The following is a 23,771-nucleotide window of genomic DNA, read 5'->3' on the forward strand; positions in this document are numbered from 1 at the left end:
GATTACATACTAGTATATAAAATGATAAAAAAACTGTTTATTATCGCCCTATTGGTTGTTGCACAATTACAGCTGTCTGCGCAGAAAAAGCAACCTAACATCATCGTCATTCTGGCGGATGATTTAGGTTTCTCAGATATTGGTGCTTTTGGCTCAGAAATTAAAACTCCAAACCTGGATAAGCTTGCTAAAAACGGACTTATTCTAAAGCAATTTTATAATGCCGGGCGTTGCTGTCCTTCACGCGCTTCATTGCTCACAGGTTTATATCCGCATCAGGCAGGCATTGGGGACATGGTGCAGGACAAGGGATTTCCTGCGTATCAGGGATATTTAAACGAGCATTGCATCACGATTGGGCAGGCACTCAAACAGGCAGGTTACAACACTATCGTTTCCGGAAAATGGCACGTTGGTTTGGTGCCATCAGCCTGGGCGGTTAATAGAGGGTTTGATGAATCTTTTACTTTACAAAACAATGGAAGCAGTTATTTCAACTCGGAACCTTTGTATAATGATGGAAGGAAAGTTACTTTTTTGAAAGGAGATCAGGAAATTATCCGAACAGATAAATCTACTTATCTGACTCAGGAAATAACCAATTTTGCCATTAATTCTTTAGAAAAACATCGCCATGAGCAAAAGCCTTTTTTCTCTATGTTGCTTATAATGCGCCTCATTGGCCCATTCAGGCATTACCGGAAGATATTGCAAAATACAAAGGCAAATACCTGAACGGCTGGGATAAACTGAGAGCAAGCCGTTTTAAAAAATTAAAACAACAAGGCATCATTGATAAAAATTGGGACTTGTCCAATCGTTTTGAAAAAGTACCGGATTGGGAAAAATTAAGTACCGAAGAAAAAGACAAATGGGATACCCGAATGGCAATTTACGCCGCTATGATTGACCGAATGGATGCAGGAATTGGAGAAATTCTGCAAAAAATAAAATCTCTGGGAGAAGAAGACGATACACTTATTCTTTTCTTTCTGATAATGGCGGTAGTGCCGATGATGTGAAAAACTGGAATTATGTTACCCAAAAAAATGGAACACCGGGTTCAGCAGCATCAATTGACAGTTATGAAAGTCCGTGGGGAAATGTGAGCAACACACCTTTTCAATTATTCAAAAAGAACACTCACGAAGGTGGTATTGCTTCGCCCTTTATTGCTTATTATCCAACGCATATCAAAGGCGGCAAACTAAGTAACAGAGTAAGCCATTTGATTGATATTTTTCCGACTTGTCTGGAGTATGCCGGTTTTCAATATCCGGACTCTTTTGAGGAAAAAAAACTCACAGCCTTAGAAGGTATTAGTTTAAAAAAGGAGTTTGAAGGACAGCAATCTGCTACACATGAAGCTTTGTTTTGGGAACATGAAGGCAGTAAAGCAGTACGAAAAGGTGAATGGAAAGCAGTAGCCGAAAACAATCAGCCGTGGGAATTGTACAATCTTGCTGCAGACCGGACCGAAACAAAGAACCTGACAAAATCAGAACCAAAAATCCTTCAAAACCTGATTGAATTACATGAGCAATGGTCAGCAAAAGTAGGTGTTGAAGATTGGAACAAAATAAAATAACAGTACTGAAAATAATATTACAATCAAATACTCAAAAGTAAAATGATCATTTGAAATCAAAAGAAAATGAAATTAGTATGGACTGTTATCTATCTGGTGCCCTTGTCGATTTTAATGGGTATTTTTTCTATAATCCGTTTTATAAAAAAACAGATCAATAAGCTAGTAAAAACAAAATAAACAATAGTTATTCCTAATTCCTTACTTTATAATTTATCAAAAGACTAGAATAACAAATTATACTAAAAACATAGAACTAATAAACTTTTAATTAATCACTTAAAATATAAAACAATGAAAAAATTTAAAAACAACAGTAGAATCAAAAGTCCAACAAGAGGGATTTTGATTACAGCACTACTAGCAACTCAGTTTGGATTTGCACAGGAGAATCAAAATGCAGAATTTAAAGGAGTTTTTGGTAAAACATTGGCAGATTCAAAAGAATATTGGCCTGAGCCGTTAAAAGCCCCAAAAGGCGCTCCAAATGTGGTTTGGATTTTACTGGATGATGTAGGATTTGGCGCTTCCAGTGCTTTTGGAGGGTTAATTGACACACCTACTTTTGACGCTTTGGCAAATAATGGATTGCGTTATACCAATTTTCATACAACCGCTATTTGTGCCCCTACCCGTGCGGCTTTATTGACTGGAAGAAATTCAGGAAGAGTTCACGTTAGCGGATTTTCACATACGATTTTGTCTGCAGGTTTCCCAGGTTGGGATGGAAGAATTCCATCTGATAAAGGAACTATTGCAGAGATTTTAAGAGAAAGTGGTTATAACACTTTTGCAGTAGGGAAATACGGTGTAACTCCGGATGAAGATGCTACAGATGCAGGTCCGTTTGACAGATGGCCAACCGGAAAAGGTTTCGATCATTTCTATGGTTTCTTAGGATCACAAACCGATCAGTACAATCCTGATTTGGTAGAAGATCAGGTGCATATAAAACCTGACGGCCGCCATCTGAACGAATTAATTACCGATAAAGCAATAAGTTATATTCAGAAACAACAAAAAGCAGCTCCCGGAAAACCATTCTTTTTATATTATGCACCCGGAGCAGCTCATGCACCTCATCAGGTAGCAAAGGAATGGAGTGATAAATACAAAGGAAAATTCGACGAAGGGTGGGATGTGTATCGTGAAAGAGTTTTGGCAAACCAAAAGAAACTGGGTGTAATTCCTGCCAATGCGGTTTTACCTGAGCGTAACCCATTGATTGGGGAATGGAAAAAACTGACTCCGGATCAAAAGAAGGTATACGCAAGATTTATGGAGGTTTATGCAGGATTCCTGACGTATACCGATGCTGAAATTGGAAGAGTTGTAAATTACCTCAAAGAAACCGATCAATTTGATAACACTTTAATTTTTGTTGCAATTGGTGATAACGGAGCCAGTAAAGAAGGCAGTCTGGTAGGTACTATCAACCAAAGTCTTTTTGCTCAGGGCACATCTGACGAAAAAAACCTTCAGGATAATTTAGCTAACATCGGTGAAATTGGAACTCCTCAGGGACGTAATACCAATTACCCTTTGGGCTGGGCACAAGCTACGAATGCACCGTTTAAAAACTGGAAACAGGATGCTCAGTCAGAAGGAGGAACGCGTAATCCTTTGATTATTCATTATCCAAACGGAATAAAAGATAAAGGCGGAATCAGGAATCAATACAGCCACGTAAACGATATTTTACCTACTACGCTTGATATTGCAGGAATCAAAGCTCCGGAATATATTAAAGGAATTAAACAGGATGTCATCCAGGGCTCTTCTTTATATACTTCTTTAAATAATGCTAAAGCAGAGTCGTTACACAAAGTGCAATACTACTATATTTTTGGAAATAGAGCCATTTACAAAGATGGATGGAAAGCAGCCGCAGCGCATTTGCCAGATTCTTTCGCGGTAAAAAAATCTTTAGGTAGTAACGAAAAACCTGCTCCAAGCAATTTCGATACCGATGTTTGGGAATTATATAACCTCAACGAAGACTTTAATGAACGTAATAATCTGGCGAAAAAATATCCTGAAAAACTAGCTGAACTTCAAAAATTATTTGACGAACAAGCAAAAGAAAACAATGTTTATCCATTGATTGACTGGCAGGATGTTTACAATAGAAGAATTCACAATACAGGTGCCGATAAAGGAAAAACAGTTTCTGACCTCATCAAACAAGCAACTAAACCAGGCGGAACCAATAACTAATTACACAACCTGCAAGGTTTCCAAAACCTTGTAGATTTAAATTAAAAGCTTAAAAAAATACCTACAAGGTTTTTGGAAACCTTGTAGGATCAAAAATAACGATTATGAAACTAGTAGATTATCAAATTATAGGTAAAAAGATTGTCGTTGGGGCGATTCTTTTTTTGGTTCCGCTTGTGATTTTGGCGGGCGGCTTAACATTAATCAATCAATTTTTAAAATAAGAAATCATGGCAACAGTTCAAAATTCAAACAAAAATCTGAAAAGAGATTTAAGCATTAGTCTTTTTATATACGCATTACCGGTATTTGCAATTTACCTGTATTTTAAATTAAGTAATAACGTGGTAAGCGAATCGCACATTGCATTACCCGCTTTTCTGGAGTTTGCAAAACCTGCTTTCCAAAACATCCGTACCTGGGGATTAACCGTTTTTATGATTGTCCTGGGCATTATAGAATTTACAGCAGGTCTTTACGATGATGAATGGACAGGCGAAGAACGCAAAATTGACATTGTTAGTTTCCTTGCTCCAAAATTAATTTTACCAGCGGTTATTTCTTTTTTCAGCTTACAGGTTTTACCAGTTTTGATTCCGAATCTTGAAAATGCACTTTCTTGGGTTCCGTTTTGGGGAGGTTTTTTCTTAATAGCGGTTGCAGATGATTTGACCCAATACTGGTATCACCGTTTACATCATCAGGTTCCCTTTTTGTGGCGTTTTCACAGAACACATCATTCGGCTCCATATATGGGAATGGCAATGCTTTCAAGACAAAACTTTATTTACACGATCTTTTTCTCTCAGATTTACTTAACAGCCACTTTAACCTTCTTAGGTTTAGGGCTTCCCGCTTTGTTTGTATTGGTTATAAAAAGCATCATCACATTAACGGCACACTCCAGTATCGCCTGGGACAAACCGTTTTACAAATACAAAGTTTTACATCCGATTGCATGGGTTTTAGAACGTTTAATTTCGACTCCGGCTACGCATCACGCACACCATGCAGATACAAGCGGTGATGGCGTTGGTCATTTTAAAGGAAACTTCGGAAACATGTTTTTTATCTGGGATGTCATTTTCGGAACAGGTTTAATTACCAGACAATTTCCAAAATCGTACGGAATCAAATCCTACAAGCAGGAAGAATGGTACGCACAGTTTCTTTGGCCGATATTCAAATCTAAAAAAGAAGGAAGCGCACTGGCAGAAGGAGTTCTTTCTGTACCCTTAAAACAAACTCCGGTTGTTGAAAATCAGCCTGTACTAGAAACCGTTCAATCCTAATATCATGAAAAATAAAATATTTAAAAACAGCATCTCTGCCCTAACCCTTTTTGTAACAATTATTGGTTTTGCACAAAATAAAAGTTCAAATACAATCTCGCTGGATCGTTATTACAGTAAAATTCAAAATGAGAAAAACCCACAGATAATTGATGCAAGAGGGCCTGAAGAATTTGCCCTGAACCACATTAACGGAGCGGTAAATTTTAATCTGGAATCGAAAGATTATGCTCAGCAGATTGCGAAATTAGATAAAACAAGGCCCGTTTTTACCTATTCTATCGGAGCAGGAAGAAGTGTGTGGCTGGCAGATGATTTATTAAAGAAAGGTTTTAAGGAAGCTTATAGTTTAGAGGGTGGAATTGCAAACTGGATTGGCAACGGAAAACCATTTTATGCTAATTCAAAAAGTAAATTAACGTTGGCAGAATACAATACCATAATCTCTGAAAATAAAGATGTTTTGGTAGATATTGGATCCACTTATTGTGGTGCCTGTAAAAAAGTTAAACCTGTTCTGGAAACCATCAAAACTCAATATGGCACGAATCTGAAAGTAATAGAAATTGATCTTGAAGATAATCCGCAATTCATAGCCGACTTGAAAATAATAAAAGTTTTTCCAACCTTGATTTTATATAAAAACGGCAAAATAGTTTTCAAAAAAGAAGGTACAGCCGATTTGAAAAAAGAGGTTGATGTGGCTTTGGCACAAAATAATTAAATTGCTACAAGTTTTAATACAATCTAAATTTGTAATTCAAATCAAAACAGCTGTAAAAAAATAACCAATGTCAATTAAAACTAAACAACTTAACCTTCATGAAGACTGGACAGTCGTACTATTAGGATTCTTAATCATCGGCATTTCGCTGTTTGTATTTCTTCCAGAAGTACCAGTATTCAAATGGTCCAACGGATCTGATTTACTAAAAGATGTATTTGCTATCGGAAATATGCAAGTTCTGTTGGTTCAGTTTATTTATCTGCTTATTATCGGAAGTATCGCTGCTTTTTTAATTGGCAAATCTGTAAAAAATTTTTTGTTGGGTTTCCCAATCGTTTATCTGTTAACTGTTTTAGCTTTGATTATAGCAGGAAATAGTTTTATAAAAGGACTCAATTTAGAAGCGGTAATTTTTAGTTTGATAATTGGTCTGGCAATTGGTAATTTTTTCAAACTTCCGGAATGGTTTCGCTCAGCACTTTCTACAGAAGTATTTGTAAAAATCGGGTTGGTTTTATTGGGAACCAGCGTCATTTTTTCAGATATTCTAAAAGCGGGTTCTTTAGGATTAATTCAGGCTTTAGTTGTCGTTTTATCAGTTTGGTATTTTGCTTTCTGGCTTTGTAAAAAACTTAAAGTCGATGATGAACTGACGATGATGATTTCGAGTGCTGTTTCTATTTGCGGGGTTTCGGCTGCTATTGCAACTTCAGGAGCAATTAAAGGCGATTCGAAAAAACTGTCGTATGTGATTTCTATGGTATTGGTAACGGCCATTCCGATGATGATCTTCATGCCGATTATTGCAAAATATTTCAATTTTCCTGAAGAAGTAACCGGAGCATGGCTGGGGGGAAGTATCGATACTTCCGGAGCTGTTGTGGCATCAGGAACATTGGTGGGAGAAACAGCTTTAAAAATCAGTACCATTGTCAAATTCTCTCAAAATGTTTTATTGGGACTGGCTGCTTTCGCTATATCGGTTTATTGGACTTATACTCATAATAAATCAGAAGAAGCTCTTGCTTCAAAACCAACTTTAGGAGTGATCTGGGAACGTTTTCCAAAATTTGTAATTGGTTTTATTTTGGCTTCAGTTATATTTTCTTTCCTGATTACTTCTGAAACGAGAGATACCGTAAAAGACAGTCTGAAAAATATACAGGGAATTTGGTTTGCCCTAGCTTTTACCAGTATCGGTTTAGAAACGAACTTTAAAGATTTATTCAGCAACAACACTAAAAAACCATTGTATGCATTTTTGATTGCGCAGTTTTTTAATGTGGTTATTACACTGATTATTGCTTTTTTATTGTTTGGAAAATAATTAAGAACTATAAAAATTTCCTTTTCAATGATGTAATAGTAGTTTAAAAACTACAGAAACAAGAGTGTCTAATACCTAAATTGGTATTTGACGCTCTTGTTTATTTTAAAAACAAAAACTTAAAAATCAATAACTTAAAACAAATTTTGTATATATAATACTCACTTCTTCCTCCCCACCTTAAAAAAAAATTAAAAAAACTTTTGGATATCATTATATTAAATTTAACTTTGTCTATAGGATTAGTAGAGTTATAAATTTTATCAAAAAATAATATTTTGAAAACAACAGGTAGCACAACCCATTACATTCTTATTGAAAATTACATTTATAAGACATCTTCTTGTATGTGTGGCTGTTGCTAAATCTTCGCGATTACGTCTGCCAATTACTTTTTTTTATAATTGATTTCAGGCGAATCATTACCTCATCAAAAAATTTAATGTAAATACCACGCATTTTGCTTCAATTATGGGCAAAAAGCATATTTAAATATATTCAAAAACAAATTTTAAACTCAATAATATGAAGAAAATGTATAGCAGCTGCTAAAAAACAAAATATTTCTGCGGCAACGGAAATATCAGGATTAAAGAAAATTTATCGCTAAATGAAAGGACTACAGAGAGTTTAAAAATAAACTTTCAGGACTCCTTGTATAATTACCTAAACAACGTAATGAAAAAAAATATCAACATCCTTTTATGGATTAGCATTTTATTGATTTCAGTCGGAATTAATGCCCAAAATACACAAGCAACAATCAACTCTACACTAAACGGGACTGTTATTGATCAGGTCACCAATCAGCCCATTCCGGGAGTTAATATTCAAATTAAAGGTACTACTCACACTGCGGTAACCGATTTAGACGGAAAGTTTTATTTCCAGACAGGTCAGAAATTCCCATACATACTGATCGTAAGTTATATTGGTTATGTTACTGCAGAACACACTGCAAATACCGATTTTGTTCAGATTTCATTAAAAGAAGACCGCAAGGAACTTGACGAACTGGTAATTATCGGATACGGAAGTACGACCAAAAAAGATTATACAGGTGCTGCCGAAACCGTTTCTTCCACAGCATTAAAAGGAACGCAAAGAACGCTTGAGAGTTCGCTTCAGGGATCTGTGGCGGGTGTAAATGTTACACAAACTTCAGGTCAGCCGGGTGCCAGTTTGAGTATCCGAATTCGTGGAGGAAGTTCAATACAGGGAGGAAATGAGCCTCTTTATGTAGTGGACGGTTTTCCGCTTTACAATTCCGATTTTACAGCCGGAGTTCTAAGCGGTACGCCAACCAATCCTTTATCATCGATAAATCCAGCGGATATTGAATCGATCACGGTTTTAAAAGATGCATCTTCTACAGCTATCTACGGATCCAGAGGTGCTAATGGTGTTGTTATTATTACTACCAAAAAAGGTTCTTCCAATGCCATGACTGTAAATTATGATTTTACAATTGGACAGCAGGGAGTTCGCAACAAAGTAGACGTTTTAGATGCAAAAGGTTTCGCCAAACTTAGAAATGCCGCACTATATGATACAAATCCTGCTTTAGGTCCCAACCAATATTTAACCGATGCTCAAATCGCCGCATTAGGCAAAGGTGTTGACTGGCAGGAAGAAGCTTTTCAAAAAGGAATTGTACAGAATCATCAGTTAAGTGTTTCAGGCGGTAATAACCAAACAAAATATGCTGTTTCAGGAAACTATTACAATCAGGAGGGAATTATAAAAAATACCGGTTTTGAAAGGCTGAGCGGAAGAGTCAATTTGACTTCCAAAATAAGCAGTAAAGCAAGATTTGGTTTGAATCTTACTATTGCAGAAACAAAATCAAAAGTTGCTCCGGCAGGTTTGATCACTTCTTTACTAAGCATGCCTCCTACTGCCACAATTTACGAACCGGACGGAAGCTACACTTTGCGTAATCCGTTTGAAAACATCTTTGCAAATCCAATTGCAACCTTAAACGAACGTAAAAATGAAGCAATTACAGATCGTATCCTCGGGACTATTTATGGTGAATATGACATTTTTGAAGAACTTGGTTTTCAAAGTATCTTTTGGAACCGACCTTATTTTCAACAAAGAGAAAAGTTACCTTCCATCCTCTATTTATGAAGGTTTGATTACTAATGGAGAAGGAAAAATCGGTACAGCAGATTCTAAAACATGGTTAAACGAAAACACTCTGACCTACTCTAAAGTTTTTGCAGAAAAACACAGTCTGAATGTTCTGGCCGGTTATACACAGCAAAATTCGGTAAGGGAATTTGTGACGGCAGGATCACAGCAGTTTGTAAATGATGTAACCTATTATTACAGTCTTCAAAGTGGAAATGTGGCGCTAATGCCTACTTCTGGAGAAAGTACCTGGGCACTTAACTCCTACTTATCAAGAGTAAACTACAATTATAATTCAAAATATTTCCTGACGGCAAGTTTAAGAGCCGATGGTTCTTCAAGGTTTGGAAAAAACAATAAATGGGGTTACTTTCCTTCATTTGCTGCAGCATGGCAGATTAGTAATGAAGACTTTTTTACACCTGTAAAAGACGTTATCAACAGCTTAAAAATAAGAACGAGTTACGGTGCTACAGGAAATCAGGAAATTGGGGAATACCAGTCACTTTCGACATTAAGCAGTGTAAAATACCTGTTTGGAGACCAGATTTACACCGGCTTTACGCCAACAAGAATCTCAAATGATGATTTGGGATGGGAGTTGACCAACCAGTTTGATGCAGGTGTTGACATAGGTTTTTTTGATGATAAATTAAACCTGACTGTTGATGTTTACCGCAAAACCACGAAAGATTTACTATTGGCTGTTCAGATTCCGTACACCACCGGATTTACGTCTTCTTTACAAAACTTTGGTACGGTACAAAATCAGGGAATTGAGTTAGGAATCAATACAGCTCTTGGAAATACAGCATTTTCATGGACTTCGAATTTTAATATTTCATTCAACAGCAATAAAATTATAGCTTTAGGAAATGATGCCGAATTCTATACTTTCGGAAATTATATCCTGAAAAAAGGAGAATCATTAGGTACTTTTTATGGCGCTGTAACCGATGGAATATTGCAGCCTGCAGATATTGCCACAAAAGGAGTTTTTACAGGAAATGCAACGCCTAAGGCAGGTGACCGTTTGTACAAAGATATTAATGGTGATGGTGCTTTTACGACAGCTGCAGACAGAACCAGCATTGGTGATGCACAACCTGATTTTATCTTTGGTTTTACTAATACTTTCAAGTACAGAGGTTTTGAATTATCAACTTTGATCAACGGATCTGTGGGAAATAAAATTCTAAACGGAAATGCTCAGGCTCTTGAATTGTACAACGGACAACAAAATGCTTCAACAAGTGCTTTAGATGCCTGGACGCCAACAAATCCAAGTACAACAACACCTCGTGCTAAACTGGATCCTGCTCCCGTTTTCTCAAACCGCTTTGTGGAAGATGGTTCTTTTGTGAGAATCAAAAACATCACATTCAGCTATAATTTACCTAAAAAGGCAGCAGAAAAACTGCTTCTGACTTCTGTGAAATTCAGAGTCGTGGGAGAAAATCTTTTCACATTTACCAAATACACAGGATTTGATCCTGAGGTAACTAATGGAACTACCATTTCTCCAGGAACAGATACTGGAATTTATCCCGCATCCAAAACAATTTCGGGAGGTTTAACTGTAACATTTTAAAAAAACACAATCATGAAAAAGACAATCCTATATAGTTTATCACTTCTTTTTATCATAAGTGCTTGTAATCCTTTGGATGAAAATCCGAAAGCTTTTATAGGCTCAGGCAATTTTTATAATACAACAGAAGATGCTGATGCGGCCGTACTATCCATTTACAACGCAATCAACAGCAGTACACACACACTTTACAATCGTCTGATTCAAATTTCGACTGAAATGGCAACAGATGATTATGAAGCGGGTCCAAGAGCCAGAAATGCGCATGTTAGAGCTTTATCAAACTTGACGCATGATGCTTCAAATGACCGTATGTTAGAGATTTGGCGCCAAAGTTATGACGGAATCAACAGGGCAAATGTGGCCATTGATAATATTGCTAAAAATCCGAATTTAAATTCGCAAAAGGATAAGGATTTAATTAATGAAGCTAAATTTTTGAGAGCGGTTTTGTATTTCAATATTGTGAGATGGTTTGGAGATGTACCTTTGGTCTTACACGAAACTACTTCACTTACTCCGGAAGCAATAAACCCTTCTAATACTCCGGAAGCTGATGTCTATGCACAGATTGAAGCCGATTTGCTAGATGCTGAAGCCTTGCCGGAAATACAGCCAATTAAAGGAAGAATCACTTCAGGAGCTGCAAAAAGTTTATTGTCTAAAGTATATCTGACCCAGAAAAAATGGCAAAAAGCAGCTGATAAAAGCAAAGAAGTGATTGATAGCAAGATTTATGATTTATTTGAAAATTTTGCTGATGTATTTAATGTGGCCACCAAAAACGGCAAAGAGCATATTTTCTCAGCACAGTTTAAAGGGCTTACCAACTGGAACGGAAATATGCTTGCTTCTACGGCTGCACCAACTTCGGTTCCCGGAATTGCAGGAGATCAGGCGGATGCTTTACATACTGCCGGAGGTTTATTTGAGGCTTTTGCCGAAACCGATAAGCGTAAATACATCACTTTTGCAGTAGAATTTGTCAGTCCTACAGATGGAAAAACGTACAAAGTGAGTCCGCATTTCAATAAATATTTTGATCCGGCAACTCCGGCATCACCGGGACAGTCTTCGAAAAATACACCCATTATCCGATTTGCAGAAATATTATTAATCAATTCAGAAGCCCTAAATGAACTTAACGGACCAACAACAGAAGCCTTTGCAGGAATCGACCGTGTGAGGGAAAGAGCCGGAGTTGATTTGCTGTCGGTAACTTCTCCGTCCATTAGTCAGGATGATTTTAGGGAAGCCGTTTTTGAAGAAAGAAGAAAAGAACTGGTGTACGAATACCAACGTTGGTTTGACCTGGCGAGAAGAGGCCCTGACTATTTTGTTGCCAAATTAAAAGCAGCGGGTAAAACGAATGCACAGCCAAAACATGTCCATTTTCCAATTCCCCAGAGAGAACTGGATTTGAATAAAAATTTGAAACAGGTTCCGGCATGGAGAGATAAAGTGAATTGATCACAAAAGACTATACAAACAAAAAGATTAATATAAAATTACAATAAGATGAATCAAAAAAGAATTACAACTTTACTTTCGGCCCTGCTGATCGGGGCATTGGGATCTTATCAACTGAGTGCACAAACCAATTTGTCAAAACCAAACGTGATCCTGATTATGGTCGATGACATGGGCTATTCCGACTTAGGAAATTATGGTTCCGAAATTAATACGCCAAACCTCGACAGATTAGCGAAAGAAGGTACACGTTTGCGCGAGTTTTACAACAACTCCATCTGTGCGCCAACAAGAGCTTCTTTATTAACAGGACAATACCAGCACAAAGCAGGTGTTGGTTATTTTGATGTAAACTTAGGATTACCAGCTTATCAGGGGTATCTTAACAAAGAATCTTTGACATTAGGAGAAGTTTTCCGTTCCGGCGGATATAGCACTTTAATGTCCGGAAAATGGCATGTAGGTTCTGAAGATAAAGCACAATGGCCGAACCAAAGAGGTTTTGATAAGTTTTACGGAATCTTAAAAGGTGCTGCCAATTATTTTAATACAGACGGATTGCCTTTTGGAAAATCCCCTTATCCTGTAGCTTTGATTCGTAATAATGAAGAACTGCATCCAAAAGCAGATTCCTATTATTTTACAGATGAAATAGGGAACAATGCCGTACAATTTTTGGATGAACAGAACAAAGAAAACAAACCGTTCTTTTTATATTTAGCTTTTACAGCACCGCACTGGCCATTACAGGCAAAACCTGTTGACATTGCCAAATACCGTGGGAAATTTGACGAAGGCTGGGATGTTCTAAGAGAAAAAAGAATCAAAAAACTGAAAGAAAACGGGATTTTATTATCAGACCAAACCATCGCTCCAAGAGATCCTGAAGTACCAGAATGGAACAAATTAACCTACGACGAAAAACAATTCTGGAAAGCAAAAATGGAAGTTTACGCTGCAATGGTGGACAACATGGACCAGAATGTCGGGAAAGTTCTGGATAAGTTAAAAGCCCTGAAAAAAGACAAAAATACACTGATTATTTTCATCTCTGATAATGGTGCACAAGGCGGATTCAATACTTATAATCCGTTAAGAAGAGGACTTGTAAAAAATGACGGACCAATTGGAACTTCAGGCTCTTTCGATTATCAGGAACAAAACTGGGCTTATTTGTCGAATACACCATTACAGGATTATAAAAACAATATGCACGAAGGTGGTTTCAGTTCGCCTTTCATTGCGTGGTATCCATCCAAAATTAAAGCAGGGAGAATTGATAAAGGAACCGGGCATTTGATAGACCTTGCTCCTACTTTTTATGAATTAGCCGGAATTCAGTATCCAAAAGAGCTAAATGGCGTAAATTCAAATCCGCTTCCCGGAAAAAGTTTACTGCCAGTTTTAATTGATGGTGCATCTGAGGTAAACCGCGGTGCTCCGATATTCTGGGAGAGAGCCGGAAACAGAGCTGTAAGAGATGGAAAATGGAAACTGGTTTCTATATACCCTTCTTACCAATGGGAACTTTACAATCTGGAAAATGACAGAGGTGAAACTAAAGATGTAGCGCAGCAAAATCCTGGAATTGTAAATGAGCTTTCGGCAAAATATTTTGACTGGGCAGACAAAACCGGCGTGGTGGAATACAGCAAATTCAAACAAAAAAATGAACTTATTCCAGGTGCAGCGGCTAAAAAGTAATTGCTTTTTTTGATATTTTAAGCAATTATAAACAAAAGGCGATTGTTGATCCAATCGCCTTTTTTTGTATGTGTAAATACTGGTTTCCGCTTTTCTTCAAATCTTAAAAAATGGGACCTTATTTTATTTGCTGTAAAATCTGTCGAACCTCTGAGATATCATTGACAAAATATCGCGCCGCTGTTTTTGCATTTCCTACTTTAATGGTATAAGCACTATCCATTAATTCCTGAAACATGAATTCGTCAGTCCAGTCATCTCCAATGGCTAAAATAAAATCATAATTGCCCTCAGTTACCAGTCTTCCTGCTGCACGTCCTTTATTTACATTACTGCTCTTCACTTCAAGCACTTTATTCCCTTCAAGCACTGAAAGTGAATTATTAGCCAAAAGGCTTGTCAGGACATGTTTGAGTTCCATGGTTCTCAAATTCGCAAGGTCTGCATCAGCTCTTCTGTAATGCCAGGCTAGAGAATAGTTTTTTTCTTCAATAAAAGTACCTGGAGTACTATCTGTAAAACTTTCAATAATAGGCCGGATATTTTCTTTCCATTCTGTTTTAATATGTTCCAGGCTTATCCATTCTTTTTCTTTTTTTCTAAGCCATACTCCATGATCCGTTATTAAAGTATAGTTTTTATGTCCAAACCAGCTTTCGAGTGTTTTACGGTCACGTCCGCTGATTATGGCAATTTCTGTATTTTCATCTGCTGCAATATTGTCCAGAAGGGCATATAATTCATCATCCGGACTTGCCTCTCCGGGTATATTCTTAAATCCTACCAAAGTTCCGTCATAATCCAGTAAAAGCAATCTTTTGCCGGAATTCTTATAATCCAGTGAAATATCATGAAGTATTTCAGGATTCATTTTTTTTGTAATGGTGACGGGGGTTGAAGTTTTAGTCATTTCAAGAGCATTCAGAAATGAGTCTGCCCATTTTTCGACATTATATCGGGATACTCTTTTTTGGAGGGAATCCAGTCTCGATTTTTGTTCGGCTTCAGGCATTTCCAGGGCATATTTTAGCGTATCCGCAATCTGCTCAAAATTATTAGGATTTACTAAAAGTGCCTCATACATTTCTTTAGCAGCACCAGCCATTTCGCTTAAAACAAGTACGCCTTTTCCTTGTGTTTTTGTTGCTACATATTCTTTGGCTACAAGATTCATTCCGTCCCTTGTTGGCGTAATAAGCGCTACATCAGCGGCAACATATAAATCAATGAGATCATCAAAGGGCATTGACCTGTAAAAATACCAGATAGGTGTCCAGTTTACCGTTGCCAGCTGTCCGTTTATCCTGCCTACTAATTCGTCTGTCTCCCGCTTTAAACGCTGGTATTGCGGAACATTCTCTCTTGAGGGTACTGAAAGCATCACGAGACGTACTTTTCCCTGGTATTCAGGATATTTGTTAAGAAAGTACTCAAATGATTTTATTCTGTTTGGAATTCCCTTTGTATAATCCATTCTGTCGATTGACAAAATAAGCTTACTTTCAGAGAAAGACATATTATGCAGTTCGAGACTATGCATCAGTTCTGACTTATTGGCATCCGGACGCGCAGCATGTTCAAGAGCCGAATTAAAATACTTGTCATAATCAATTCCCATAGGAAAAGAATCTACTTTTACAATTCTGCCCTTGTAAAATATTTCATTAAATCGAATTTCAAGTCCGGCAATCCTGGACGCAGAACTGATAAAATGCCTTACATAATCATAGGTATGAAAGCCAATAAGATCAGCACCAAGCATACCATATAACAATTCATCACGCCACGGACAAGTCCTGAAAAGCTCGAATGACGGATACGGAATATGAAGAAAAAATCCAATGGTAAGGTTTGGCATTTTCTGCCTTAATAATTCAGGGAGCAATAATAGCTGATAATCATGAATCCATACAGTATCTCCCTCATTTACATTTTGGAGGATAACATCAGCAAACTTCTGATTCACCTGCTTATAAGATTCCCAATGTATAATTTCAAATTCTGTATAGGCCTGAAAATAATGAAAAAGAGGCCACAGCGCAGTATTGCTAAATCCATAATAATAGTTCTCAATATCGTACACTGTCAGGGGAACACTGATGCATTTTTCTTTTGCCAGTGCAATTTCAACTTCATTTTTTCTTTCTGGTTCAATTTGTTCGTCTGTAAGTCCAGACCAGCCTATCCAGATTCCGTTTCCTTCAGAGTGAACTGATTTCATTCCGGTCGCAAGTCCCCCAACACTTGATTTTACTACTAGCTTTTGGTCATCAAATTTAAGGTCAACAGGAAGGCGATTGGAAACTATAATTGTTTTATTCATCAAAAAATGGTTTGGATTAATAACATCGTTTTAGTAAATTTAAATAATTAATACCCTTTTACCTAACTAAAAGATGACTTTATGAAGAATTTAAACTATGGTATAATTGGTAATTGTCGAAGTGCAGCATTGGTTTCGGATAAAGGAGCTATCGAATGGTGCTGCCTTCCGGAATTTGATTCTGCATCGGTATTTGCAAAAATATTAGATCAGGAAATTGGCGGAAGTTTTGAAATACAGGTGACTGAAGATTATACAATTACCCAAAAATATATACCAAACACAAGTATAGTAGTAACTACCTTTTCTAATGGTACAGATGCTTTTGAAATTAACGATTTCATGCCGCGATACCGAAAAGAAAAAGGAGGGTATATGGCGCCTCCGGAAATTATCCGGTATTTTAAAAAGCTATCAGGAAATCCTTCGTTCAGGATAATTTATGATCCTCGTCTGGATTACGCATCAGGTGTAACAAGCAGTTATGTTAAAGAAAATCATATTGTCAGCCTTACCGGTACAATAAAATTCGATTCCCTTTTCCTTTACAGCAATTTAGATTTGGAAAGTATCGCTAATGGAAACGAAATCACGCTTAAGGGAGACGGTTATTTGCTAATGGCTTATAATGAGAAAATTTTTATTCCAACGCTCACAAAAATAAACCTTGAGTTTGAACGAACCAAAACATATTGGCTTAGCTGGAGTGATAAAACAACAGAATATAAAAAGTACAATGAGCAGATTGCGCGCAGTGCCATTACGCTTAAATTACTTAGTTACGAAAAAACTGGCGCTGTTTTGGCGGCAGCCACAACTTCCTTCCCGAAACTATTGGCGAAGTGCGAAACTGGGATTACAGATTCTGCTGGATTAGGGATGCTTCTATGGTAGTAAAGGTCATTTCTGAACTTGGGCATAAGAAACTTGCTAAAGATTACCTGCAGTTCATCATTGATTTAGTTCCTAATAAAGATGAGAAACTGCAAATCATGTATGGTATCAATAAAGAAAAAAAACTAACAGAAGAAACTCTCGACCATCTAAATGGCTACATGGGCAGCAAACCTGTAAGAATTGGTAATGCAGCCTATTCACAGCGCCAGAACGACATCTATGGCATTCTTATGGATGTAATTCACCAACAGCTTATTACGTTTAGTAATGATACTGAAAATGGCGAAGAACTCTGGAATATTACCAAAGGTATTGTCTGGGTAGTCGACAAACACTGGCAGGAACCTGATAAAGGAATCTGGGAGTTCAGGACAGAAGAAAGGCATTTTACTTTTTCTAAAATACTATGTTGGACAGCCATAGACAGAGCCATCAAAGTTGCCAGGATATTGGGCAAAAAACACAAAGCAGAAAAGTGGGAACCATTGGCTGCTACTATAAAAAATGACATTATGGAAAATGCCTGGAATGAATCCGTTCAGGCTTTTACACAGTCTTATGGTTCTAACGATCTTGACACTTCAGTACTCTTAATGGAAAGTTACGGGTTTATTGAAGCGATGGATCCCAAATATGTAGCAACAGTTAAAGCAATTGAGCGTGACCTGAGCAATGACGGACTTTTATACCGTTATAAAAACAAGGACGATTTTGGTCTTCCCTCCTCTTCTTTTACAATTTGTACTTTTTGGTTCATTAACAGCCTGTACAAAATAGGAGAAGAAAAAAAAGCGGAAAAACTTTTTGAACAGTTACTTTCTTACAGTAACCATTTAGGATTATTTAGTGAAGATATCGATTTTGAAACTAAACGTCTTTTAGGGAATTTCCCTCAGGCATATTCTCATTTAGCCCTTATTGAAACAGCTATAAATCTTTCCAGAATTACTAATGAAGAGGTTGTACTCGATGCAATCCGTTAAATATTTAGTTTTAATAAAAAGACGTGTCACTTGAAGCTCATAACTTCGAAATGGCTAAAGAAAAACTAAGGATTTTTTAAGACAGGAAATAAGTGAATTTTTCGCACTTATTTTCCTGTCTTTTTTTATTTCAAAATGCACACAAAAAACACTAAAAAACAGAACATTAAATTCATAAACACTTCTCTTTTTATTCTTATTTGAAGAAATTTTAAAAAATATTTGGTTTTTAAAATTTTAAATTTAACTTTGTCTATAGAATTAGTAGAGTTTATAAAATATCAAAAAACTATATTTTGAAAACAACGACAAACACATTACATTTTACTCTTGGTAAAAAATATACTTACAACACATTTTGTTATATGTGCTTCTGTTGTTAAACCTTCCTTCCATTCATTTTTAAATTGATTTTTAATAAACGGTCAAGAATTAAAAAACAATTTCTTTCATGTTGCTTATTTAATGATTTTGATGCGAGATCTTGCATTCAGACCAAAATTATTTTGCCGTAACAGAAAACATTACAAAACTAAACCAGACAGCTGCCACAGGCTAAAAGCTGTATTAACTCCAAAAATAAATCGGTATGAACTCATTTTATCATGAAATAGCCAATCAGCATCAGAACTTATTGATTCTGCCTCCAAAGAAATTAATACATCATTTTATTGATGAATTATTTTGTGTCTTATTTTCAACGACTTCAAAATCGTTAGGAAACGTGACTATTATTGAAGGTAAATTCACTGAATTAGAGATTCAGTTCAATGAATTAGTATTGGATTTTGCTCCTGAAAGCAACCAAAGTAATCTGAAGACCAAAACGTTTTTTGAAGCATTGCCTGCTTTGCATAAAAAAGTCATAGACGACGCCAAAACTATTTTTGCGAAAGATCCTGCTGCCAAAACTTTAGAGGAAGTCTTATATTCCTATCCCGGATTTTTTGCAATTGCAATTTATCGCTTTTCCCATCAGCTCTGGGAACAGGATTTGAAACTTCTGGCACGAACTATTTCTGAATATGCCCACATTAAAACCAGTATCGAAATTCATCCCGGAGCACAGATTGGAGATGATTTTGCCATAGATCATGGAACCGGAATCGTAATTGGCGAAACGGCTGTTATTGGAAATAATGTCCAGATCTATCAGGGCGTTACGCTTGGTGCTTTAAGTGTAAAAAAAGAAGAAGCTTTCGTTAAAAGACATCCAACAATTGAGGATAACGTGATTATTTATGCTAACAGCACTATCCTTGGTGGTCAGACGACGGTAGGAAGGGATTCAATTATTGGCGGGAATGTCTGGCTTACCTATACGGTTCCTTCAAATTCTGTAGTATATCATAAAAACGAAATGAAAATCAAGGATAATAATCCGTTTCCAGAACCTATTTTTTATTCGATTTAAAAAATTTTAAATCATATAAGTAATATAAGTTCATTTAAAAGTAATGACTAAAAAAAATGTTTCACGCAGATTCAGCAGATTATGGCAGATTTAATTTAGATACTATATTGTAAGAAAAATCCACAATAATATACTCAAATCTTTTTTAAAATCTGCGTGAAAAAAAATTAAACTATTGTATAACAACCTAAAACTAAAATGAACTTATATCATTTAAATGGTGAGAAAAACCAAAACCAATTATGAAATATCAAAATATACTGGAAACAATAGGCAATACGCCACACGTAAGGCTAAATAAACTTTTCAAAAACCATCAGGTCTGGATCAAGCTCGAAAAAACAAATCCCGGGTCAAGCATCAAAGACCGTATTGCTCTGGCTATGATTGAAGATGCGGAAAAAAAAGGACTTTTAAACACCGATTCAGTTATAATCGAGCCCACTTCGGGAAATACCGGAATTGGACTTGCTTTGGTTGGAGCTGTTAAAGGCTATAAAGTGATTTTGGTAATGCCGGAATCTATGAGTCTGGAGCGCAGAAAAATCATGAATGCCTACGGTGCCGAATTTGTTTTGACACCAAGGGAAAAAGGAACTTCGGGCGCTGTAGAAAAAGCACATGAACTGGCTGCAGAAATCCCAAATTCATTTATCCCCTTACAATTTGAAAATCCGGCGAATGTTGCAATTCACGAAAGAACTACTGCATTGGAAATTATAAAAGACTTTCCGGACGGCATAGATTATCTGATAACCGGAGTTGGAACAGGCGGGCATATTACAGGAGTTTCTAAAATTTTAAAACAGCAGTTTCCCAACTTAAAAACTTTTGCTGTAGAACCTGCTTTATCGCCAGTTTTAAGTGGAGGTCAGCCTTCTCCCCACCCCTTCAGGGCATTGGTGCCGGATTTATTCCAGGCGTTTTTAATGGAAAATATATCGATGAAATTATTACTGTTGAAAAAGATGCTGCTTTTAATTATGCGAAAAAAATAACACGTGAAGAAGGAATTTTTTCAGGAATTTCAACAGGAGCTGTGCTCTCGGCCGTATCTCAGAAACTGAAAGATATTCCTGAAAATGCTGTGATTCTGACTTTCAATTATGACACTGGCGAAAGGTATCTCTCTATTGATGAACTGTATTAATGCTTTTAAAATTTAACATATTAACATTCAAGCAATTAAAATTAAAATATTCAATAGATTATTTTAACATAAATTTACTCATAAAACATAATAGCAAATAAACCAATCAATTAATCTTTAAAAATTAAATTATGGCAGAATTAAAAAAACAACAGACAGCATTAGGCGATGTAGCTGCAAGACAATTAGCGATTGCTACGCGTTCGGTTCCTCAAATCGGAACTATTTCACCACGCTGGCTAACACACCTTTTACACTGGACTCCGGTAGAATCAGGGGTTTATCGTCTGAATAAAGTAAAAGACGGCAGCCACATCGAAGTGGACTGCTCGGCAAGGGATGAAAGAATTTTACCAAATACTTTTGTGGATTACATTGACAATCCAAGAGAATATAACCTGGCAGCTGTTCAGACCATTGTAGATGTTCACACCCGTGTTTCTGATTTATACAGCAAACCTTACAACCAGATTACAGAGCAATTACGTCTGGCAATCGAAACGATCAAAGAGCGTCAGGAAAGCGAATTAATCAATAATAAAGATTATGGTTTATTAAGCAATGTTGCTCCTTCTCAAATTATAAAAACCAGAACCGGCGCGCCAACTCCTGATGATTTAGACGAATTATTGACAAAAGTGTGGAAAGAGCCTGGATTCTTTTTATTGCACCCGTTAGCTATAGCTGCTTTTGGACGTGAGTGCACACGCCGTGGTGTTCCGCCTCCCACTACTTCTTTATTTGGATCTCAGTTTTTAACCTGGAGAGGTATTCCGCTTATTCCATCTGATAAACTGCCTATTCAAAATGGTAAGTCAAAAATCATTTTGTTACGTACAGGCGAAAGCCGTCAGGGTGTTATTGGGTTGATTCAGCCTGGATTACAAGGCGAACAGTCACCTGGATTATCCGTTCGCTTCATGGGAATAAACGAAAAAGCAATTGCTTCTTATTTAGTATCGCTTTATTGCTCATTGGCCATTTTGGTAGATGATGCGATTGCAGTTTTAGAAGATGTAGAAATAGGAAAGTATCATGAGTACAAATATTAACAATAACGGCTTGTACAACGTAGAGGATCTGCAGCACATAGCCAATGAGTTGTTTAAAGCCCTGCCCAATGAGTTTCCAAAGGAAATTTCACTGAGTCCGGACCATAACGATCATCCAAAAGCTACGAAAGTTGTAGAGACGCTATTGAGTGCAGGAAATCTGGCCGAGTTTACGCCAAATACCAGTTTACAGAATCCAACAACCGCCTACCCTTCTCATTCACCTGTGAGTGGTTTTGGAGTATCGCCTTCAGTTGGAAACTATGCAAACACAGGTGTTGTCGGTTTATACCCGATTACAGATCTGGATACTGTTTTTCCTAACGACAAAAATTTCAACATCAATAATCCTCATACAGGTTTCAATGATGTTAATTTAAAAGAAAACAGCAATGACAATAATGCTTTTTCTTCTTTTCCTTTGAATGACAATTATCTTCCTTTTCAAACGCAGGGTTCCTCTTTTGAAAGTGAATTGAGAGAAGCATTGGCAAATGTCAACACGGCATTCGGAATCCAGTCTGCTTTGACATTAAACCCGGTAGAAGCACAGAATTCGTATTATTTCCTTGAGAATAATCCTTTTGCGTTTGACAAAAAGAATTTGTTTCCAACAGCAGGTACAGGAAGTTCTTTTCATGGAATTCATCAGTTAGAAAGTGCTCCTTTTGATGCTAATCTGATTAAAAAAGACTTTCCTATTCTAAGTGAAAAAGTAAACGGAAAACCATTGATTTGGTTTGATAATGCGGCAACGACACAAAAACCCAAATCGGTAATCGACCGCATTGCTTATTTTTATGAACATGAAAACTCGAATATACACCGTGCGGCACATGAACTGGCTGCTAGGGCATCAGATGCGTACGAAGCGGCAAGGAAAAAAGTAAAAACGTTTTTAAATGCAGGGTCTATCAACGAAATTGTTTTTGTGCGCGGTGCTACTGAAGGAATCAATCTGGTAGCTCAAAGCTGGGGAGAAAACAATCTGTCAGCCGGAGATGAAATTGTAGTGAGTAATTTAGAGCACCACGCCAACATTGTCCCATGGAAACGACTAGCTGACAAAAAAGGTTTGAAACTACGTGTAATTCCGGTTGATGATGACGGACAGATTCTGTTGGATGAATATGCAAAACTACTGAACTCGAAAACTAAAATTGTGGCTTTTACACAGGTATCTAATGCTCTTGGGACTGTAACGCCTGCCAAGAAAATGGTTGAAATGGCACATGTCGTTGGAGCTAAAGTTTTATTGGACGGAGCACAATCTGTTTCGCATATGAAAGTAGATGTTCAGGATTTAAATGCCGATTGGCTGGTTTTTTCAGGTCATAAACTTTTTGGTCCAACCGGAATTGGCGTTTTATACGGAAAAGAAAATTTGCTGAACGATATGCAGCCATACCAATCGGGCGGAAACATGATTCAGGATGTGACTTTTGAGGAAATAAAATACCACAAAGCACCAAATCGTTTCGAAGCCGGAACTGGTAATATTGCCGATGCAATTGGACTTGGAGCCGCTATCGATTATGTTACAAAAATCGGTATCAACGCAATCGGGCAATACGAACACTATTTGTTAGAGTACGCTACGAAACTGATCAAAGAGATTCCAGGCGTTCGATTAATAGGAACTGCTGCCAATAAAGCAAGTGTGCTTTCTTTTAATTTGCAGGGCTACTCCAATGACGAGGTGGGTCAGGCTTTAAACAAAGAAGGAATCGCTGTAAGAACAGGCCATCATTGTGCACAGCCAATTTTACGCCGATTAGGAGTTGAAACTACAGTTCGTCCTTCACTGGCTTTTTATAACACCACTCAGGATGTAGATAAATTTATCGAAACTTTGTGGGAACTTAAAAAAGTTAGATTTTAATAAAAACAGGAGTTTCTT

The 23,771-nt window shown here is 37.0% G+C and carries 12 protein-coding genes and 3 pseudogenes; 14 read left to right on the forward strand and 1 reads right to left on the reverse strand.

Going from position 1 to position 23,771, the window contains the following annotated elements; all coding sequences use genetic code 11:
* Positions 1-21: 21 nt before the first annotated feature.
* The 9 genes and pseudogenes from P5P89_RS01330 (at position 22) to P5P89_RS01370 (ending at position 14,052) form a co-directional block, all read left to right on the forward strand.
* Positions 22-1,588: pseudogene (locus P5P89_RS01330) on the forward strand (arylsulfatase).
* A gap of 294 nt (positions 1,589-1,882) precedes the next feature.
* Positions 1,883-3,805 (forward strand): arylsulfatase, encoded by a 1,923-nt coding sequence (locus P5P89_RS01335; protein WP_278010402.1) that lies wholly within the window; start codon positions 1,883-1,885, stop codon positions 3,803-3,805.
* A 230-nt stretch (positions 3,806-4,035) separates the two neighbouring features.
* Positions 4,036-5,097, forward strand: coding sequence for a sterol desaturase family protein (locus tag P5P89_RS01340; RefSeq protein ID WP_278010403.1), 1,062 nt, complete (start codon positions 4,036-4,038; stop codon positions 5,095-5,097).
* Between the two features lie 4 nt (positions 5,098-5,101).
* On the forward strand, positions 5,102-5,821 hold the full coding sequence (locus tag P5P89_RS01345) for a thioredoxin domain-containing protein (protein WP_278010404.1): 720 nt from the start codon (positions 5,102-5,104) through the stop codon (positions 5,819-5,821).
* Between the two features lie 67 nt (positions 5,822-5,888).
* Positions 5,889-7,151: a YeiH family protein gene (locus P5P89_RS01350; protein ID WP_278010405.1), complete on the forward strand. Its 1,263-nt coding sequence runs from the start codon at positions 5,889-5,891 to the stop codon at positions 7,149-7,151.
* 678 nt (positions 7,152-7,829) lie between these two features.
* Entirely contained in the window at positions 7,830-9,284 is a 1,455-nt protein-coding gene (locus P5P89_RS01355) for a SusC/RagA family TonB-linked outer membrane protein (protein WP_278010406.1), read from the forward strand.
* Positions 9,190-10,878 (forward strand): SusC/RagA family TonB-linked outer membrane protein, encoded by a 1,689-nt coding sequence (locus tag P5P89_RS01360; protein WP_278011968.1) that lies wholly within the window; start codon positions 9,190-9,192, stop codon positions 10,876-10,878. Before P5P89_RS01355 ends, P5P89_RS01360 begins: the two co-directional genes overlap by 95 nt.
* Before the next feature lie 12 nt (positions 10,879-10,890).
* On the forward strand, positions 10,891-12,348 hold the full coding sequence (locus tag P5P89_RS01365; RefSeq protein ID WP_278010407.1) for a RagB/SusD family nutrient uptake outer membrane protein: 1,458 nt from the start codon (positions 10,891-10,893) through the stop codon (positions 12,346-12,348).
* 48 nt (positions 12,349-12,396) lie between these two features.
* Positions 12,397-14,052 carry an arylsulfatase gene (locus P5P89_RS01370; RefSeq protein ID WP_278010408.1) on the forward strand — a complete coding sequence of 552 codons (1,656 nt, stop codon included), beginning with the start codon at positions 12,397-12,399 and terminating at the stop codon, positions 14,050-14,052.
* 118 nt (positions 14,053-14,170) lie between these two features.
* On the opposite strand, the gene P5P89_RS01375 is transcribed toward P5P89_RS01370, so the two are convergent.
* On the reverse strand, positions 14,171-16,375 hold the full coding sequence (locus tag P5P89_RS01375) for a bifunctional alpha,alpha-trehalose-phosphate synthase (UDP-forming)/trehalose-phosphatase (RefSeq protein WP_278010409.1): 2,205 nt from the start codon (positions 16,373-16,375) through the stop codon (positions 14,171-14,173).
* 81 nt (positions 16,376-16,456) lie between these two features.
* On the opposite strand from P5P89_RS01375, the pseudogene P5P89_RS01380 reads away from it, so the two are divergent.
* The 5 genes and pseudogenes from P5P89_RS01380 (at position 16,457) to P5P89_RS01400 (ending at position 23,753) form a co-directional block, all read left to right on the forward strand.
* A pseudogene (locus tag P5P89_RS01380) lies at positions 16,457-18,255 on the forward strand (glycoside hydrolase family 15 protein).
* 589 nt (positions 18,256-18,844) lie between these two features.
* Positions 18,845-19,669: a serine O-acetyltransferase EpsC gene (gene epsC, locus P5P89_RS01385; protein WP_278010410.1), complete on the forward strand. Its 825-nt coding sequence runs from the start codon at positions 18,845-18,847 to the stop codon at positions 19,667-19,669.
* 242 nt (positions 19,670-19,911) lie between these two features.
* Positions 19,912-20,819, forward strand: a pseudogene (cysK, locus tag P5P89_RS01390) (cysteine synthase A).
* Between the two features lie 131 nt (positions 20,820-20,950).
* Entirely contained in the window at positions 20,951-21,871 is a 921-nt protein-coding gene (locus P5P89_RS01395; RefSeq protein ID WP_031455760.1) for a family 2A encapsulin nanocompartment shell protein, read from the forward strand.
* Complete coding sequence (locus tag P5P89_RS01400; RefSeq protein ID WP_278010411.1) at positions 21,855-23,753, forward strand: family 2A encapsulin nanocompartment cargo protein cysteine desulfurase; 1,899 nt, start codon at positions 21,855-21,857, stop codon at positions 23,751-23,753. Before P5P89_RS01395 ends, P5P89_RS01400 begins: the two co-directional genes overlap by 17 nt.
* Positions 23,754-23,771 lie beyond the last annotated feature (18 nt).

Source organism: Flavobacterium gyeonganense, assembly GCF_029625295.1.
GTDB classification, from domain to species: Bacteria; Bacteroidota; Bacteroidia; order Flavobacteriales; family Flavobacteriaceae; genus Flavobacterium; species Flavobacterium gyeonganense.